We start from the raw sequence: 16,759 nt of genomic DNA, 5'->3' as shown, positions 1-16,759 counted from the left end.
CACCGGTGCGGGGCGGCTCGGTGCGGACCGGGCCCGGGACGGGGCAGGGCCCCCGCGGAGGGGGGCCCTGCCGGGGACGTCAGGCCTTGCGGGCCCGGGTCGTCGCCTTCTTCGCGGCGGCCTTGGTGGCGGTCGCCTTGGTGGCCGTCTTCTTGGCGGCCGTCCTGCTCGCGGCGGTCGTCTTCGCGCCCGCGGTCGCCTTGGTCGCGGCGGCCTTGGTGGCGGTCGCCTTGGCCGGGGCCTTCTTCGCCGCGGTCTTCCTGGTCCCGCGGGCCGCGGGGACGGTCGCCCCGGAGTCGCTGACCCGGTCCGCGCCGAGGATCTCGCGGAGGAACTTGCCGGTGTGGCTCGCCGGGACCGAGGCGACCTCCTCGGGCGTGCCCTCGGCGACGACCAGGCCGCCGCCGCTGCCGCCCTCGGGGCCCATGTCGATGAGCCAGTCGGCGGTCTTGATCACATCGAGGTTGTGCTCGATGACGATCACCGAGTTGCCCTTGTCGACCAGTCCGGAGAGGACCTTGATCAGCTTGGAGATGTCCTCGAAGTGCAGACCGGTGGTCGGCTCGTCCAGGACGTAGACCGTGCGGCCGGTGGAGCGCTTCTGGAGCTCGGAGGCGAGCTTCACGCGCTGCGCCTCGCCGCCCGAGAGGGTCGGCGCGGACTGGCCGAGCCGGACGTACCCGAGGCCGACCTCGTTGAGCGTGCGCAGGTGGCGCGCGATGGTCGGGACGGCCTCGAAGAAGTCCAGGGCCTCCTCGATCGGCATGTTCAGGACCTCGGCGATGGACTTGCCCTTGTAGTGGACCTCCAGGGTCTCCCGGTTGTACCGGTCGCCGTGGCAGACCTCGCACGGGACGTAGACGTCCGGGAGGAAGTTCATCTCGATCTTGATCGTGCCGTCGCCGGAGCAGTTCTCGCAGCGGCCGCCCTTGACGTTGAAGGAGAACCGGCCGGGCAGGTAGCCCCGGACCTTGGCCTCCATCGTCTCGGCGAAGAGCTTGCGGACGTGGTCGAAGACGCCGGTGTACGTCGCCGGGTTCGACCGCGGGGTGCGGCCGATCGGGGACTGGTCGACGTGCACGACCTTGTCCACGAGGTCGTCGCCGTCCACCCGGGTGTGCCGTCCGGGCACCGACTTGGCGCCGTTCAGCTCGCGCGCCAGGTGGGTGTAGAGGATGTCGTTGACCAGGGTGGACTTGCCGGATCCGGAGACGCCGGTGACGGCGGTGAGGACGCCGAGCGGGAAGGAGACGTCGATGTCCTGCAGGTTGTTCTCGCGGGCGCCGTGCACGGTGAGCCGGCGGCCGGGGTCGACCGGGCGGCGGACGTCGGGCGTCGGGATCTCCCGGCGGCCCGAGAGGTACTGCCCGGTCATCGACTCCTCGTTGCCGAGGAGCTCCTTCAAGGTGCCGGAGTGGACGACCTTGCCGCCGTGCTCACCGGCGCCGGGGCCGATGTCGACGATCCAGTCGGCGACCTTGATCGTGTCCTCGTCGTGCTCGACGACGATCAGCGTGTTGCCCATGTCCCGGAGGCGCACGAGGGTCTCGATGAGCCGGTGGTTGTCGCGCTGGTGGAGACCGATGGACGGCTCGTCGAGCACGTACAGCACGCCGACCAGGCCGGAGCCGATCTGGGTGGCGAGCCGGATGCGCTGGGCCTCGCCGCCGGAGAGGGTGCCCGCGGCGCGGTTGAGCGAGAGGTAGTCGAGGCCGACGTCGACGAGGAAGCGGAGCCGCTCGTTGACCTCCTTGAGGACCCGCTCGGCGATCTTCTTGTCCCGGGCGTTCAGCCGGAGGCGGGAGAGGAACTCGGCGCAGTCGCTGATCGACATCGCGGAGACCTCGGCGATGGACTTCTCCATGACCGTGACGGCGAGGACGATCGGCTTGAGGCGGGTGCCCTCGCAGGTGGGGCACGGCACCTCGCGCATGTAGCCCTCGAAGCGCTCGCGGCTGGAGTCGCTCTCGGCCTCGGTGTGCCGCCGCTTGACGAAGGAGACGGCGCCCTCGAAGGCCGGCGTCGTGTACGCCCGCTCGCGGCCGTACCGGTTGCGGTAGCGCACCTCTACCTGGGTCTTGTGGCCGTACATCAGGGCCTTCTTGGCGCGCTGCGGCAGTGCCGCGTACGGCAGGTCCGTGCGGAAGCCGAGGGCCTGCGACAGGCCGCCGATGAGCCGGCCGAAGTACTCCTTGGTGTGGCCGTGCGACCAGGGGTGGATCGCTCCGTCGTCGAGGGACTTGTCCTCGTCGGGGACGATCAGCTCCGGGTCGACCTCCATGCGGGTGCCGATGCCGGTGCAGTCGGGGCAGGCGCCGAACGGCGAGTTGAAGGAGAAGGAGCGCGGCTCCAGCTCCTCGAAGGACAGGTCGTCGTACGGGCAGTAGAGGTGCTCCGAGTACATCCGCTCGCGCTCGGGGTCGTCCTCGGCGAGGTCGACGAAGTCGAGCACGACCATGCCGCCGGAGAGCCCGAGGGCGGTCTCGACGGAGTCGGTGAGGCGGCGCTTGGCGCTGTCCTTCACGGTGAGGCGGTCGACGACCACCTCGATCGTGTGCTTCTCCTGCTTCTTCAGCGTCGGCGGTTCGCTCAGCTGTACGGTCACGCCGTCCACGCGGGCGCGGCTGTAGCCCTTGGTCTGGAGGTCGGCGAAGAGGTCGACGAACTCGCCCTTGCGCTCGCGCACGAGCGGGGAGAGCACCTGGAAGCGGCTGCCCTCGGGGAGCTCCAGGACCTTGTCGACGATGGCCTGGGGCGACTGGCGGGAGATCGGCCGGTGACACTCGGGACAGTGCGGCTTGCCGATGCGGGCGAAGAGCAGGCGGAGGTAGTCGTAGACCTCCGTGATGGTGCCGACCGTCGAGCGCGGGTTGCGCGAGGTCGACTTCTGGTCGATGGAGACCGCGGGCGACAGGCCTTCGATGAAGTCGACGTCCGGCTTGTCCATCTGGCCGAGGAACTGCCGGGCGTAGGAGGAGAGCGACTCGACGTAGCGGCGCTGCCCCTCGGCGAAGATCGTGTCGAACGCGAGGGAGGACTTGCCCGACCCCGAGAGTCCGGTGAAGACGATCAGGGAGTCGCGCGGGAGGTCGAGCGAGACGTTCTTGAGGTTGTGCTCACGAGCGCCACGGACGATGAGACGGTCGGCCACGCCGGTCCGCACCTTTCTTCAGAGAGCGGATGCTGCAGAGAGCGGGTGCCGCAGGACGAGTGCTGCGGCGAGCTGATGTGCCTGTCACACCCAACGCTTCAAGGATGCCGGATGCTTCCTTCGAGCCTATAGCACGCACATTCGATTTCCGGACGCGCGGAGACCTGTTCACCCGATCGAGTGGCGGTACCCGGCTGCCACTAAGGTCGGCGCCATGATCGACCACGAACGCGACCTCGCTCACGTCCGCGCAGCGACCGAAAGGCTGCTGGCGGCGGCCGCCTCCCTGGACAACGCCGCCGGGGCCGAGCCGTCACGGCTGCCCGGGTGGACCCGCGGCCACGTGCTCGCCCACGTCGCCCGGAACGCCGACGCCCTGGTGAACGTCCTCCGGGGCCTCCCGATGTACCCGGACGCCGCGACCCGGGACGCGGACATCGAGCGCGACTCCGGCCGCCCGCTCGACGTCCAGCTCGCCGACCTGCGCGCGACCGCGGACCGCTTCCAGGCCCTGGGCGCCGAGCCCGCCGACTGGAGCCGGACCGTCGAGCTCCGCAACGGGGTCCTCGACAGCGCCTCCCGGATCCCCTTCCGCCGCTGGGCCGAGGTCGACCTCCACCACGTCGACCTGGGCGTCGGCTACGAGCTGGAGGACCTGCCGGAGGAGTTCACCGACCGCGAGACCGCCTTCCTCGCCGACCGCTTCGCCGGACTGGAGAGCGTCCCGGCGACGTCCCTCCGGGCCGACGACGGCCGGGAGTGGAAGACCGGCGGCACCTCCGGCGGGGTGGCCGTCACGGGCCCCGCCCCCGAGATCCTCGGCTGGCTGGCCGGACGGCGCGACGGCGCGGCACTGCGGACCACGGGCGGCCCGCTGCCGAAGCTCCCCCCGCTCTAGCGTCCACGGCCTCCCGCCGTCGGTGGGCGGGACTAGTCTGAGCGCATGACGTACAGCGGAGCGGTGAAGGTCGGCGGGGCGGCGGACGTGCACGAGCTGACGGACCTGATGATCTCGAAGGTCGCGGTCGGCCCGATGGACAACAACGCGTACCTGCTGCGCTGCCGGGCCACCGGCGAGCAGCTGCTGATCGACGCGGCCAACGACACGGACACCCTCCTGACCCTGATCGGTGACGACGGCATCGCGTCCGTCGTCACCACCCACCGGCACGGGGACCACTGGCAGGCGCTCGCCGACGTGGTCGCCGCGACCGGCGCGGTGACGTACGCCGGCGCGTACGACGCCGACGGCATCCCAGTCGCGACCGACGTGCCCGTCGAGGACGGGGACGTGATCCGGGTGGGCCGGGTCGAGCTGACCGCGCGCCGCCTGGTCGGGCACACCCCGGGGTCGATCGCCCTCGTCTACGACGACCCGCACGGCCACCCGCACGTCTTCACCGGCGACTGCCTCTTCCCCGGCGGGGTGGGCAACACCTGGAAGGACCCCGAGGCCTTCGCGAGCCTGATCCACGACGTGGAGACCAAGCTCTTCGCCGTTCTGCCCGACGAGTCCTGGATCTACCCGGGGCACGGCAAGGACACCACGCTCGGTGACGAGCGGCCCTCGCTCCCCGTGTGGCGCGAGCGCGGCTGGTAGCCGCCGCGGAGGCGCCCGGAGGCCGAGAGCGCGCGGCTGAGCAGCACCATGCTTCCGCGCGCCCCCGTAACGCGGACGGCGGCGGGGTAGTTGGCGCGGCATGAGCCCCCGTAACGCTCCGTCGCCACCGACGTCCCCGCCCTCCCCGGTTCCGCCCGTCCCGCCCCCGGCGCCCGCCCCTCCCCCGATGGGCCGGCTCGCCGCCGCCTCGCTCGTGGGCACCGCGATCGAGTTCTTCGACTTCTTCGTCTACGGGACGGCCGCCGCCCTCGTCCTGGGGCCGCTCTTCTTCCCGACCTTCTCGCCGCTCGCCGGCACCCTGGCCGCCTTCGGCACCTTCGCCGTCGGCTTCCTCTCCCGGCCGCTCGGCTCGGTCCTCTTCGGGCACGTCGGCGACCGGTACGGACGGCGCCCGGTGCTCTTCGCCTCGCTGCTCCTGACCGGCGTCGCCACGGTCGCGGTCGGCTGCGTGCCCACGTACGGGACGATCGGCATCGCCGCCCCGGTGCTGCTGCTCGTGCTCCGCTTCCTCCAGGGCCTGGGCCTCGGCGGCGAGTGGGGCGGAGCCGTGCTGCTCACCGCGGAGCACGCCCCCGAGCACCGGCGCGCGCTCTGGTCGAGCTTCCCGCAGATCGGTCCGTCGATCGGCTTCCTGCTGGCGAACGGGGTGATGCTGGCCCTCTCGGCCGGGCTGAGCGATGCCGAGTTCCGCTCCTGGGGCTGGCGGGTGCCGTTCTGGGCGGCCGGTCTGCTCGCCGCGGCCGGCCTGCTGCTGCGCTCCTCGCTCACGGAGACCCCGCAGTTCGAGAAGCTGTCCGCGGCCGGGCGGACCGCGGGCGCGCCGCTGGCCGAGATCGCCCGCCACCACTGGCGGCTCGTGCTGCTGACGGCCGGGGCGCTGGCGGTCGGCTACGCCACCTTCTACACGGTCTCCACCTGGGCGCTGGCCTACGGGACCGAGCGGCTCGGGGTGAGCAGCACGGTGATGCTGGGCTGCGTCATGGCGGCGGTCGCGATCAAGGGGGCGGTGACGCCGTTCGTCGCGGTCCTCGCCGACCGCTGGGGCCGTCGGCCGCTGTGCCTTGCGGGGTGCACGGCCTCCGCGCTGTGGATGTTCCCGATGGTGGGCCTGCTGCACACGGCGCGGCCGTGGCTGATGTTCCTGGGCTTCCTGGGTGCGCTGCTGGCCTTCATCACGATGTTCGCGGTGGTGGCGGCGTACCTCCCGGAGCTGTACGAGCCCCGCGTCCGCTGTACGGGCGCCGCCGTCGGCTACAACCTCGCCGGGGTGCTGGGCGGCGCCCTGACGCCGATCGTGGCCACGGCCCTCTCCGGCGGCGGCTCGGGCCCGCCGTGGGGCGTCGCGGCCTATCTGACCGTGGTCGCCCTGGTCAGTCTCGGCTGTTTCGCGCTCCTCCCGGAGACCCTGCCGGCCGGGGCGGCGCGGAGGGCGGAGCCGGAGGCCGCCTCGGCCTGAGCGGGGAACGGCGACGGCCGGCCCGGGGGTCCCGGGCCGGCCGTCGCCGTGTGCGTGTCGCGTGTCGCGCGGGTCAGGCGCCGATGCTGTCCTTCTTGGCGTCGTCGACGCCCTCGCCACCGGCGGCCGCCTCGGCGGCCTCCCGCTCCGACTGCCTCTTCGAAGCGATCAGGCTGGTGATCGTGGTGATCACCAGGACGCCGCCGATGAAGGCGAGCGAGAACGGGATGCTGATCTCGGGGACGTGGACCCCGGACTCGTGCAGGGCGTGCAGCACGAGCTTCACGCCGATGAAGCCGAGGATCACCGACAGGCCGTAGCTGAGGTGGACCAGCTTCTTCAGCAGGCCGCCGATCAGGAAGTACAGCTGCCGCAGACCCATCAGGGCGAAGGCGTTGGCGGTGAAGACGATGTACGGGTCCTGGGTGAGGCCGAAGATCGCCGGGATGGAGTCGAGGGCGAAGAGGATGTCGGTGGTGCCGATCGCGAGCATGACGACCATCAGCGGGGTCATGATCCGCTTGCCGTTGTTCACGATGAACAGCTTGGTGCCGTGGTAGCGGTCGGCGACGCCGAACCTCTTCTCCACGCTCTTGAGGAGGCGGTTCTCCTCCCAGTCGTCCTCGTCCTCGTCGGCGCGGGCCTCCTGGATGAGCTTCCAGGCGGTGTAGATCAGGAACGCGCCGAAGATGTAGAAGACCCAGGAGAAGCTCGCGATGATCGCGGCGCCCGCGGCGATGAAGATGGTGCGGAGCACCAGGGCGATGACCACACCGACGAGCAGCACGCGCTGCTGGAGGTGTGAGGGCACCGCGAACTTCGCCATGATCAGGACGAAGACGAAGAGGTTGTCGACACTGAGCGACTTCTCGGTGATGTATCCGGCGAAGAACTCGCCGGACGCCTGGGCGTTGCCGAAGAAGAGCAGGCCGAGCCCGAAGATGACGGCCAGGACGATCCAGACGACGGTCCAGATCCCGGCTTCCTTGATCGACACGTCATGGGGCTTGCGCCCGATGAAGAAGTCGGCACCGATCAGGGCGGCGAGACCGAGAATGGTCACCACCCAGAGGGTCATTGAAACGTCCACTGCGCCTCCGGCGTCGTACGGCTACTGATCAGCGTCGTCGCTGCCGGAGGTCTCTTCCACCCGGGCGACGGACGATCGCCGCCGGGCCGACGCCCCGGGATCGGATCAGGATGATCCGTCCGTATTGACGGGTACGCCGCGCAATGGGGAGTACTCCCCTCCGCAGGAAGAAGAGTACCCGAAAGACCAAGAGAAGGTAAAGAGAAGGGTAAAGAGCCCCCAAGAGGCCAGGTCAGAAGGACCGGAACCGGCCCTGCCCGATGGGCCGTTCGGGCCTCCCGGGCCCTGGGGAAACGGTCAGGACCGGCCTCCGTCACGGGCGGCCGCCACCTGCCCGAGGACCTGCCGGAGCACCCCGCTGCCCCGCGGGGGCATCGGCGGCTCGTACGACCAGGCGTGGCCGACCCACGGATCGGCCAGGTGGTCGTCGGCGACGGGGGTGAGCCGGAGCAGCGAGCGCCACAGCGGGTCGAGGAGCGGCCCGTACGCGGACGCGTCCGCCCGGTCCGCCACCATCAGCAGATGGACGCCGACCGAGGGCCCCTCGTCCGCGAGGTACCGCAGGCGGGTGACCGCCCGGTCGTCGAAGCCGTGCGGGAAGTCGTGCACCACCAGCAGCTGCCGGGCGCCGTCCAGTCCCGGCGGCAGGGCGTCGGACGCACCCGCACGCACCGCCATCTGCAGCAGGTCGACGCGCTCGGTCAGCTGCTCCAGAACGGCCGAGACCCCTGCCGCGCCCCGGGCCGGCGGGGCCGCGAGGACCCCCGACTCCACGAGCGGCGCGAGGGCCGCGGCACCCGCGCCGGCGGGGTCGACCACGTGCACGGTGAACGCGCCCGCGGGGTGCGCCGCGAGCAGCCGGGCCGCGTGCGCGACCGCGCAGTCCAGGGCGAGCCGGCGCAGTTCGGTCTCGTCGAGGAGGGCGGCGGCCTCGGAGTGGCCCCGGCCGCTGTCCACCCAGAGCCCCCGCTCCAGGGGCAGCCGGACGAGCATCGGGATCCGGAGGTCGGTCCGCTCGGGGAGGTGCAGGTCGCCGAGGCGGACGGCCATCGGCTCCTCGGCCGGGACGCGGTAGGCCTGCCAGACGGGGTTCTCCCAGCGGGCGAAGGCGACCGGCAGGGCCGGCTCGACGACCTCCGACTCGGCCACGAGCTGGGCGAGGTCCCGGTCCAGGACCTCGCGCGCCCGCCCGACCAGCTCGTCGTGCCGGGCCCGGGCGGCGGCCCGCGCGGCGTCGTTGGCGCCGTCGGCGCGGGCACGGTAGTCGGAGAGCGTCTGGTCGAGCTCCCGGTCGAGCCGGTTCTCGGCGAACTCGCAGGCGCTGCGGTACGCGGCGGCGGTCCTGGCCAGGTCCTCGAACATGCCCCACACCTGGTTGTACAGGCGCTCGTCCATGGACCAACCCGACGCGTCCCCGGCGACCGGCGCGGGCGGCCCCGGCCGGGACTCCCGCTCCGGCTCGGGGGCGGCCGAGGGGCCGGGCGCCGGAGCGGTCCGGCGGCGCGGATGGGAGTAGTCGACGGGACCGCCGCCCGTCGTCGGCGCGGGCGCGTCCGGGACCGGCGGCGGGCTCACCGGGACGGTCGGAGCGGGGTCCGCGGCGGTCGGCGGCGCGGTGCTGCGCACCCGCTCCGCCCCGGGCGCGTGCTGCGCCGGAGCGGTCACCGGGGCCGGCGCGGGCACGACGGCCTCCAGGATCCGCGCGGCCAGGTCGGCGGGGTGCGGCACGCCCTGGTCGCCGAGGAGGGCGGCGAGCCCGCCCTCGTATCCCTGGCCCATGGCGCGGACCTTCCAGGCGCCCTGCCGGCGGTACAGCTCCAGGGCGACGACGGCGCACTCGCTGTCGAGCCCGGTGATCGTGTAGGTGGCGATCTCGGTGCCGCCGGGGACGGCGACGGAGACGAAGGGGGCGGCGACCGATCCGAAGCGGGCGGCTCCGCCGGCGCGCGGGCCGGGCAGTGCGAGGAGCACCGAGACGCGGTGGACGGCGCCGGGCACGGCGTCCAGGTCGACGGTGAGGCGGTGGTCGGCGGCGGCCTGTCCCGGCACGTCGACGCCCGGCAGGGAGGGTGCTCCGGGGTGGGCGATCCACTCCGCGCCGGGGACCCGGCCCTGCTCGTCGCCGAGGGTGGCTCCGGCGAGGACCGGGTGACCGGCCGACACCCGGATCTCCAGTCGGGTGTCGGGCAGGGGGTGGTTCTGCCCCCGGACCAGCTCGGCCGTCATCGGCTCTGTCCCCTCAGCGTTCGGCAGGTGCGGTTCATGCGGGACAGCTCCCGGGGGCCTGCTGCCTCCGGGAGCTGTGGACGGGTGTGCGGTGCGGTGCTGCCTACAGGTGCGGCAGGATCGCCGGCATCAGGTCCTGGAAGGTGCGGCCGTTGGCCGGGTTGCCCAGGGCGGTCATCTGCCAGCCGGAGCCGACCCGGTGCACCTTGGCCATGATCTGCGCGGTGTAGTTGCCGCCGCCGTCGAGGGTGTAGCGCGCGAGCTCCTGGCCGTTCGTCTCGTCGACGATGCGGCAGAAGGCGTTCTGCACCTCCTGGAACGTCTGGCCGGTGAAGGAGTTCACCGTGAAGACGATCTGGTCGATGTGGACCGGGACGCGCTGGAGGTCGACGAGGATCGCCTCGTCGTCCCCGCCCTGGCCCGCGCCGCCGACCAGGTTGTCACCGGTGTGCTTGACCGAGCCGTCGTCGCTGACCAGGTGACGGAAGAAGACCACGTCGACCGGCTGCTTGTCCGCGAAGAGGACGGCCGAGGCGTCCAGGTCGATCTCCTGGGTGCGCTTGCCGAAGAGACCGCGGCGCGGCGCGGCCTGCCAGCCGAGCCCCATCCGCACCTGGCTGAGGCTGCCCCCGTCCCGCTTCTCCAGGCTGATGGCCTGACCCTTGGTCATGTTGACCGACACGCGTCTGCCCCTCTCGTTGGCGTTCCCCGCGTCCGCTGTTCCGGTGCGTGCGGTTGCCGAGCACCTTACGCAGCACCACTGACAGCGCGGGGGCGAGGTCCGGTTTTGTGTCGGTCTTGCAACACACCGGAGCGCCTGCCGGACGGACCGCCCCCGCCCCCGCCGGGCCCCGCGGGTCAGGCGAGGCCGGCCTCCTTCATCTGGCGCAACTCCTTCTTCAGCTCGCCCACTTCGTCGCGGAGCCGGGCGGCCACCTCGAACTGCAGCTCGGCCGCCGCGGCGCGCATCCGCTCGGTCATCTCCTCGATGATGGCGGCCAGTTCGGAGGCGGGCCGGTCGCCGAGCTCGACCGTCGAGCCGGTCTTGCCGCGGCCCTTCGTGCCGTGCGCGGCGAGCGAGGGGACGGGGGCCTTGGCGGCCTTGCCCTCCTTGCCCTGCCGGTAGCCGGTGCCGAGGAGTTCCTCGGTGTCGACCTCCTCGCGCGCGATGGTCGCGACGATGTCGTTGATCTTCTTGCGGAGCGGCTGCGGGTCGATGCCGTGCTCGGTGTTGTACGCGATCTGCTTCTCGCGGCGCCGGTTGGTCTCGTCGATGGCCTGCTCCATCGCCGGGGTGATCCGGTCCGCGTACATGTGGACCTGGCCCGAGACGTTCCGCGCGGCGCGGCCGATCGTCTGGATCAGGGAGGTGCCGGAGCGCAGGAAGCCCTGCTTGTCGGCGTCGAGGATGGCGACGAGGGAGACCTCGGGGAGGTCGAGGCCCTCGCGGAGGAGGTTGATGCCGACCAGGACGTCGTACTCGCCGGCGCGCAGTTCGCGCAGCAGCTCGATCCGGCGCAGGGTGTCGACGTCGCTGTGCAGGTAGCGCACCTGGATGCCGAGCTCCAGGAAGTAGTCGGTGAGGTCCTCGGCCATCTTCTTGGTGAGGGTGGTGACGAGCACCCGCTCGTCGCGCTCGGTGCGCAGCCGGATCTCGTGGACCAGGTCGTCGATCTGGCCCTCGGTGGGCTTGACGACGACCTCGGGGTCGACGAGGCCGGTCGGGCGGATGATCTGCTCGACGAAGCCGTCGCCGCGGGAGAGCTCGTACGTCCCGGGGGTCGCGGAGAGGTAGACGGTCTGGCCGATGCGCTCCTGGAACTCCTCCCACTTCAGCGGGCGGTTGTCGAGGGCGGACGGGAGCCGGAAGCCGTGGTCGACCAGGGTGCGCTTGCGGGAGGCGTCGCCCTCGTACATGGCGCCGATCTGCGGCACGGTGACGTGCGACTCGTCGATGACGAGCAGGAAGTCCTCGGGGAAGTAGTCGATGAGGGTGTTGGGCGCGGAGCCCGGCTCGCGGCCGTCGAAGTGCATCGAGTAGTTCTCGATGCCGGAGCAGGAGCCGATCTGCCGCATCATCTCGATGTCGTAGGTGGTCCGCATGCGCAGGCGCTGGGACTCCAGGTGCTTGCCCTGCTTGTCGAGCTCGGCGAGGCGGCTCTCCAGCTCGCGCTCGATGTCGTTGACCGCGCGCTCCATGCGCTCGGGGCCGGCCACGTAGTGGCTGGCGGGGAACACGTACAGCTCGCGGTCCTCGCTGATGACCTCGCCGGTGAGCGGATGGAGGGTGGAGAGGGCCTCGATCTCGTCGCCGAACATCTCGATCCGGACGGCGAGCTCCTCGTAGACCGGGAAGATCTCGATGGTGTCGCCGCGGACCCGGAAGGTGCCGCGGGTGAACGCCAGGTCGTTGCGCGTGTACTGGATGTCGACGAAGCGGCGGAGCAGCTGGTCCCGGTCGAGCTCCTCGCCGACCTTGAGCGGGACCATCCGGTCCACGTACTCCTGGGGTGTGCCGAGGCCGTAGATGCAGGAGACGGAGGCGACCACGACGACGTCCCTGCGGGTGAGCAGGGAGTTCGTCGCGGAGTGCCGGAGGCGCTCCACCTCCTCGTTGATCGAGGAGTCCTTCTCGATGTACGTGTCCGACTGCGGCACGTACGCCTCGGGCTGGTAGTAGTCGTAGTACGAGACGAAGTACTCGACCGCGTTGTTCGGCAGGAGCTCGCGGAACTCGTTCGCCAGCTGGGCGGCCAGCGTCTTGTTCGGCGCCATCACCAGGGTGGGGCGCTGGAGCTTCTCGATCATCCACGCGGTGGTGGCGGACTTTCCGGTGCCAGTGGCACCGAGGAGGACGACGTCCTTCTCGCCCGCGCGGACACGCCGCTCCAGGTCGGCGATGGCCGTCGGCTGGTCGCCGCTGGGCTGGTAGGAGCTGACGACCTCGAAGGGCGCCACCGAACGTTCGATCTTGGAAACGGGCCGCATGCCACCACCGTACGACCCGGCACCGACAGTCGGGCGGTGATCGGCCCGGCGGCGGCCCTCCGTCACCAGTCCTGGGAGCGGTGGCCGCCCCGCGGGACGGTCCTGCGGGCGCCCCGCCCGGCGGGCCGGGCGGTCCAGTTGGCGGGCTCGCCGTAGGACGGGACGTGGCGCGGGGCGGGCACGCCGGGGCGGTGCGGGGCGCGGGCGGGGCCCTGCCAGTCCGGATCGCCCATCACGAGCAGCGGGTCGAACATGACGACGACGGCGGCGAGGATGAGGAAGACCGCCGGGCCGATCAGCATCGGCAGCAGCGAGGTGGCGGTGTCGCCGGTGCCCTCGACGGGGTCGGCGCCGTGCAGGTGCACGCTGACCGCCGCCATGGCGGTGTAGTGCATACCACTGACGGCGACTCCCATCACGAGGCTCGCACCGAGACTGGCCAGAAATCCATGGACGGAAACGGCCGCCCAGAGGGCCGTCGTGGCCGCGACGACGGCGATGACCACGGACGTCGCGACGGTGAGCGTGTCGTACTCGACGCGCCCCTGCAGACGCATCCCGGCCATGCCCAGGTAGTGCATGGTGGCCACGCCGAGGCCGGTGATGGTGCCGCCGGTGACGAGGGTGAGGGCCGTCGCCCCCCGGTACCCGACGATGAAGATCCCGATGCCGACCATCAGGACGGCCACGCCCAGGCTGGCGAAGGTGATGGGCAGGTCGTAGCGGATGGGCGCCTCCTGGACCGAGAAGCCCATCATCGCGATGAAGTGCATGGTCCAGATGCCGCTGCCGATCGCGGTGGCGCCGAGGGCCAGCCAGCCCGCCTTGAAGCTGTCGCGGTGGCGGAGGGATCTCGTGGTGCAGCGCAGGCCCAGGGCGCCGCCCAGGCACGCCATGAGGAAGGCCGCCACCGGAGTGACGATCCCGTAGCTGAATCCGTCGACCGTGCCCTGCATGAGCGTCTGTCCTCCACCCCTGGTGCCACGTCGTCCGAAAACAGTCGGTACCGCTGGGTAGTACTACCGGGGCGAGATTATGGCGCGCCGCGCGCGTCACGACCATGTGACCGGTGAATTTCCGCTCGTGAGACCTGAGCGAGACCTCTTCGTGATCTTGCGGCCGGTTTCCGGGCCGGCTGTCGGTGCCGGGTCGTACCGTGGGCGGCATGGACATCGAAGCGTGGCCGGAGGGCGACGGGCGGGCCGTCCCCGTGGAGTGGACGGTCATGGAGTGCGCCATCGGTCCGCTCTTCCTCGCCGCGACCGGGCGGGGGCTCGTCCGCGTGGAGTTCCACGCCGAGGCGGCGCGGCGGGACCGGATGCTCGACCGGCTGGCCACGCGGCTCGGCGCCGAGCCGGTGGAGCGGGCCTCGGGGCTGCTCGCGGGTGCGGTCCGCGGGCTCGACCGCTACTTCGCGGGCGAGCCGGGCGATGTCGACCTGCCCCTGGACTGGAGCCTGACGGCCGGCTTCAACCGGGAGGTGCTGCGCGAGCTGGCGTCGTCCGTGCCGTACGGCACGGTCGTCGGCTACGGCGACCTGGCCGCGCGCGTGGGCCGGCCCGGGGCGGCGCAGGCGGTCGGCGCGGCGATGGGCTCCAATCCGCTGCCGGTCGTGGTGCCGTGCCACCGGGTGGTGGAGAGCGACGGCGGTCTCGGCGGCTTCGGGGGCGGCCTGGAGACCAAGCGGCAGCTGCTCGCGCTCGAAGGAGTGCTGCCGGCGACGCTGTTCTGAGCGGCTCCCCCGTCCGCAGTGGCTCGTCGCCCTCGGAGCGGCTCTTCCTCGCGATCCGTCCGGCGCGCGGCGCCCGGCCCGGCCTCGGCCCCGGCCCCGGCCCCGGCCCCGGGAAGCCTCGCCGAGAGCCCTGCCGTGAGCCCCGCCAGGAGGCGTTCCCATCAGGTGGGACGGCTGGCACACTCACGTAAGTGACCCGCACCCCCGGCGCCCCTGACGCCACCCTGCCCGCCCCCATACCCGGCCCCGTCACCGACGCCGAGCTCCCCGCGCTGCGCCGCCGCGTCCAGGCCGTGCTCATCGCCACCCAGATCCTCGGGGGCCTCGGCATCGCCACCGGCGTCGCGCTCGCCGCCGTACTCGCCAGGGACGTCAGCGGCTCCGAGGCGCTCTCCGGTCTCGCGTCGACGGCCACCGTCGCGGGACCCGCGCTGCTCGCCATGCCGCTGGCCGCCCTGATGGCCTCGCGGGGCCGCCGGGCCGGCCTCGTCCTCGCGTACCTCATCGGCGCGGTCGGCGCCGGGGTCGCCGTGCTCGGGGCGGTCGCCGGGAGCTTCCCCCTGCTGCTCCTCGGCCTCGTGGGCTTCGGCGCGGGGTCCTCGGCCAACCTGGCGGCCCGCTTCGCCGCCGCCGACCTCGCCGAGCCGGACCGCAGGGCGCGGGCCATCTCCACCGTGGTGTGGGCGACCACCGTCGGGGCCGTCCTCGGTCCGAACATCGCCGCACCGGCCGGCCGGAGCGTCGCGGGCCTCGGCATCCCCGCCACCGCGGGTCCCTTCGTCTGGGCCGCCGGGGTCTTCGTCGTCGCGGCGGTCGTGGTGGCCGTGCTGCTGCGCCCCGACCCCCTCCTCACCGCCCGCGCGATCGACGCGTCCGGCGCGGGCGACGCCCCGGAGGAACGCTCCCTGCGGGCCGGGCTGCGGGCCGTGCGGGAGTCGCCCAAGGCCCGCCTGGCGGTGGTCACCGTCGCCGGCTCGCACACGGCGATGGTGTCGATCATGTCGATGACACCGGTGGCGCTCACCCACCACGGGGCCGACATCCAGCTGATCGGGCTGGTGATCAGCGGCCACATCGCCGGCATGTACGCCTTCTCCCCCCTGATGGGCTGGCTGTCCGACCGGCTGGGCAGGCTGTCGGTCATCGGGATCGCGATCGGGCTCATCGGCACGGCGGCGCTCGTCGCGGGCACGGCGGGACCGAGCCACGGCCGGACCGCCGTCGGCCTGTTCGTCCTCGGCCTGGGCTGGTCGGCGGGTCTGGTGGCCGGTTCGGCGCTGCTCACGGACGCGGTGCCGCAGGCCGCGCGGGCCGCGGTCCAGGGGCTCTCCGACTTCGTCATGAACACCGCCGCCGGCGTCGGCGGCCTCGTCGCGGGCCTGGTCGTGGCGCAGGCGGGCTACGGACCCCTGAACGCGATCGCCGCCTGTCTGCTGCTGCCGGTGGCGGCGCTCGCGATCCGCGGCTCGCTCCGTACGGCGTGAGCCCCCCTCGGCCGGTCAGCGGGGCACCGCGGGCGAGGACGCGCCGTCCGCCAGCCGGCGCGGCGCTCCCGTGCCGTCTGCCGGGACGGACCAGACCGCTCCCCCGTACCCGTACGCGAGCGTCCTCGGGTCGGTCCACAGGGCCTGGTCGTCGATGCCGCGCCGCTCGGCGACCGGGTGCTCGCGGCCGGTGCGCAGGTCGTACACGTACAGCCGCCACGGCTCCCGGGGACCGTCGGAGACCCGCTTCTTGAACGCAAGCCGCGTGCCGTCCGGGGAGAGCGAGGGGCACTCGACGTTCTCCCGCAGGGTCCTGGCGGACCAGTTCCGCAGGTCGCCCTCGACGAGACGGGTGCGGCCCCCGCTGGAGACGGTGGCGTAGAAGCGGTTGTCGTCGGCGGCGAAGCTGACGCCCCAGTAGTTGACGTCGGGGGCGTGGTGGCGGCGGTCGCCGACGGTCAGGGGGATCTGCTCGATGTTCTTGACCAGGTAGCCCGTCCGCAGGTCGAGGATCGAGGTCCGGGTGGAGAAGGACGATCGGGCGTAGGAGTCGCCGGTGGCGAACATCGTCCAGGCGAGCACGTTCCCCGAGGCCGACACCCGGGCCCGGCTCGGGATGCCCGGCAGCCCGATCCTGCGCACTTCGCGCAGGCGCCGGTCGAGCACGATCGCGTACGAGCGGGCCGGGACGCCCGGCCTGCGCCGGAGGCAGAGGGCGGTGGACCCGGCCGCGTGGAAGCGGTCGCAGGTGGGGCCGCCCACCACCCGGCCGCCGGGCGCGGCCGGGTCCAGGCGCGCGACGCGGCCGCTCGCGGTGTCGCGTGCGAAGAGCGCGCCGGTGTCGCGGTCGAGGGTGAAGCCGGGGTCGGCGGTCCCGGCGACCGCGGTCGCGCGGCCCGAGGCCGCGCGGAGCGTGTAGGCGGTGGCCCCGCCGCCGAGCAGCAGCAGGGCCAGGACGAGGATCCACACGCGCGTGCGGGTGGACGGGTGGGCGCCGGTCGGTCCGGGCAC

At 72.5% G+C, this 16,759-nt stretch carries 12 protein-coding genes; 5 read left to right on the top strand and 7 right to left on the bottom strand.

Annotation, left to right across the window (positions count from 1 at the left end; all coding sequences use genetic code 11):
* Window positions 1-79 precede the first annotated feature (79 nt).
* Window positions 80-3,151 (bottom strand): excinuclease ABC subunit UvrA, encoded by a 3,072-nt coding sequence (uvrA, locus tag ACY0MR_RS27320; RefSeq protein WP_388802527.1) that lies wholly within the window; start codon window positions 3,149-3,151, stop codon window positions 80-82.
* Window positions 3,152-3,365: 214 nt separating this feature from the next.
* Here uvrA and ACY0MR_RS27315 point away from each other — a divergent pair, with 214 nt between their 5' ends.
* The 3 genes from ACY0MR_RS27315 (at window position 3,366) to ACY0MR_RS27305 (ending at window position 6,228) form a co-directional block, all read left to right on the top strand.
* Window positions 3,366-4,049 carry a maleylpyruvate isomerase family mycothiol-dependent enzyme gene (locus ACY0MR_RS27315; protein ID WP_388802524.1) on the top strand — a complete coding sequence of 228 codons (684 nt, stop codon included), beginning with the start codon at window positions 3,366-3,368 and terminating at the stop codon, window positions 4,047-4,049.
* A gap of 45 nt (window positions 4,050-4,094) precedes the next feature.
* On the top strand, window positions 4,095-4,751 hold the full coding sequence (locus ACY0MR_RS27310; protein ID WP_473555907.1) for an MBL fold metallo-hydrolase: 657 nt from the start codon (window positions 4,095-4,097) through the stop codon (window positions 4,749-4,751).
* Window positions 4,752-4,938: 187 nt separating this feature from the next.
* Window positions 4,939-6,228, top strand: a complete 1,290-nt coding sequence (locus tag ACY0MR_RS27305) for an MFS transporter (RefSeq protein WP_473555905.1) — start codon at window positions 4,939-4,941, stop codon at window positions 6,226-6,228.
* Between the two features lie 73 nt (window positions 6,229-6,301).
* On the opposite strand, the gene ACY0MR_RS27300 is transcribed toward ACY0MR_RS27305, so the two are convergent.
* From ACY0MR_RS27300 to ACY0MR_RS27280, 5 genes are all read right to left on the bottom strand, one after another.
* Entirely contained in the window at window positions 6,302-7,306 is a 1,005-nt protein-coding gene (locus ACY0MR_RS27300; RefSeq protein WP_361863300.1) for a TerC family protein, read from the bottom strand.
* A 309-nt stretch (window positions 7,307-7,615) separates the two neighbouring features.
* Complete coding sequence (locus tag ACY0MR_RS27295; RefSeq protein ID WP_473555902.1) at window positions 7,616-9,544, bottom strand: TerD family protein; 1,929 nt, start codon at window positions 9,542-9,544, stop codon at window positions 7,616-7,618.
* Between the two features lie 103 nt (window positions 9,545-9,647).
* Window positions 9,648-10,226, bottom strand: a complete 579-nt coding sequence (locus ACY0MR_RS27290; RefSeq protein WP_361860594.1) for a TerD family protein — start codon at window positions 10,224-10,226, stop codon at window positions 9,648-9,650.
* A 176-nt stretch (window positions 10,227-10,402) separates the two neighbouring features.
* Window positions 10,403-12,532, bottom strand: a complete 2,130-nt coding sequence (uvrB, locus tag ACY0MR_RS27285; protein ID WP_388802512.1) for an excinuclease ABC subunit UvrB — start codon at window positions 12,530-12,532, stop codon at window positions 10,403-10,405.
* A gap of 62 nt (window positions 12,533-12,594) precedes the next feature.
* On the bottom strand, window positions 12,595-13,488 hold the full coding sequence (locus tag ACY0MR_RS27280) for an MHYT domain-containing protein (RefSeq protein WP_388802508.1): 894 nt from the start codon (window positions 13,486-13,488) through the stop codon (window positions 12,595-12,597).
* 209 nt (window positions 13,489-13,697) lie between these two features.
* Between ACY0MR_RS27280 and ACY0MR_RS27275 the strand changes: the two genes are divergently transcribed.
* Both ACY0MR_RS27275 and ACY0MR_RS27270 read left to right on the top strand, forming a co-directional pair.
* Entirely contained in the window at window positions 13,698-14,264 is a 567-nt protein-coding gene (locus ACY0MR_RS27275) for a methylated-DNA--[protein]-cysteine S-methyltransferase (protein WP_361860603.1), read from the top strand.
* Window positions 14,265-14,455: 191 nt separating this feature from the next.
* Window positions 14,456-15,748 (top strand): MFS transporter, encoded by a 1,293-nt coding sequence (locus ACY0MR_RS27270; RefSeq protein WP_473555898.1) that lies wholly within the window; start codon window positions 14,456-14,458, stop codon window positions 15,746-15,748.
* Between the two features lie 15 nt (window positions 15,749-15,763).
* Here ACY0MR_RS27270 and ACY0MR_RS27265 read toward each other — a convergent pair whose 3' ends face one another.
* Entirely contained in the window at window positions 15,764-16,759 is a 996-nt protein-coding gene (locus ACY0MR_RS27265) for a TolB family protein (protein ID WP_388802499.1), read from the bottom strand.

Source organism: Streptomyces sp. JN8, assembly GCF_055808075.1.
This window is presented reverse-complemented; position numbering and strand designations above follow the sequence as displayed.

Coding starts and splice junctions, on each gene's coding strand:
- ACY0MR_RS27315 (WP_388802524.1), top strand. CDS start 3,366: ATGATCGACCACGAACGCGACCTCGCTCACGTCCGCGCAGCGACCGAA.
- ACY0MR_RS27295 (WP_473555902.1), bottom strand. CDS start 9,544: ATGACGGCCGAGCTGGTCCGGGGGCAGAACCACCCCCTGCCCGACACC.
- ACY0MR_RS27305 (WP_473555905.1), top strand. CDS start 4,939: ATGGGCCGGCTCGCCGCCGCCTCGCTCGTGGGCACCGCGATCGAGTTC.
- uvrB (WP_388802512.1), bottom strand. CDS start 12,532: ATGCGGCCCGTTTCCAAGATCGAACGTTCGGTGGCGCCCTTCGAGGTC.
- ACY0MR_RS27300 (WP_361863300.1), bottom strand. CDS start 7,306: ATGACCCTCTGGGTGGTGACCATTCTCGGTCTCGCCGCCCTGATCGGT.
- ACY0MR_RS27310 (WP_473555907.1), top strand. CDS start 4,095: ATGACGTACAGCGGAGCGGTGAAGGTCGGCGGGGCGGCGGACGTGCAC.
- ACY0MR_RS27280 (WP_388802508.1), bottom strand. CDS start 13,488: ATGCAGGGCACGGTCGACGGATTCAGCTACGGGATCGTCACTCCGGTG.
- ACY0MR_RS27275 (WP_361860603.1), top strand. CDS start 13,698: ATGGACATCGAAGCGTGGCCGGAGGGCGACGGGCGGGCCGTCCCCGTG.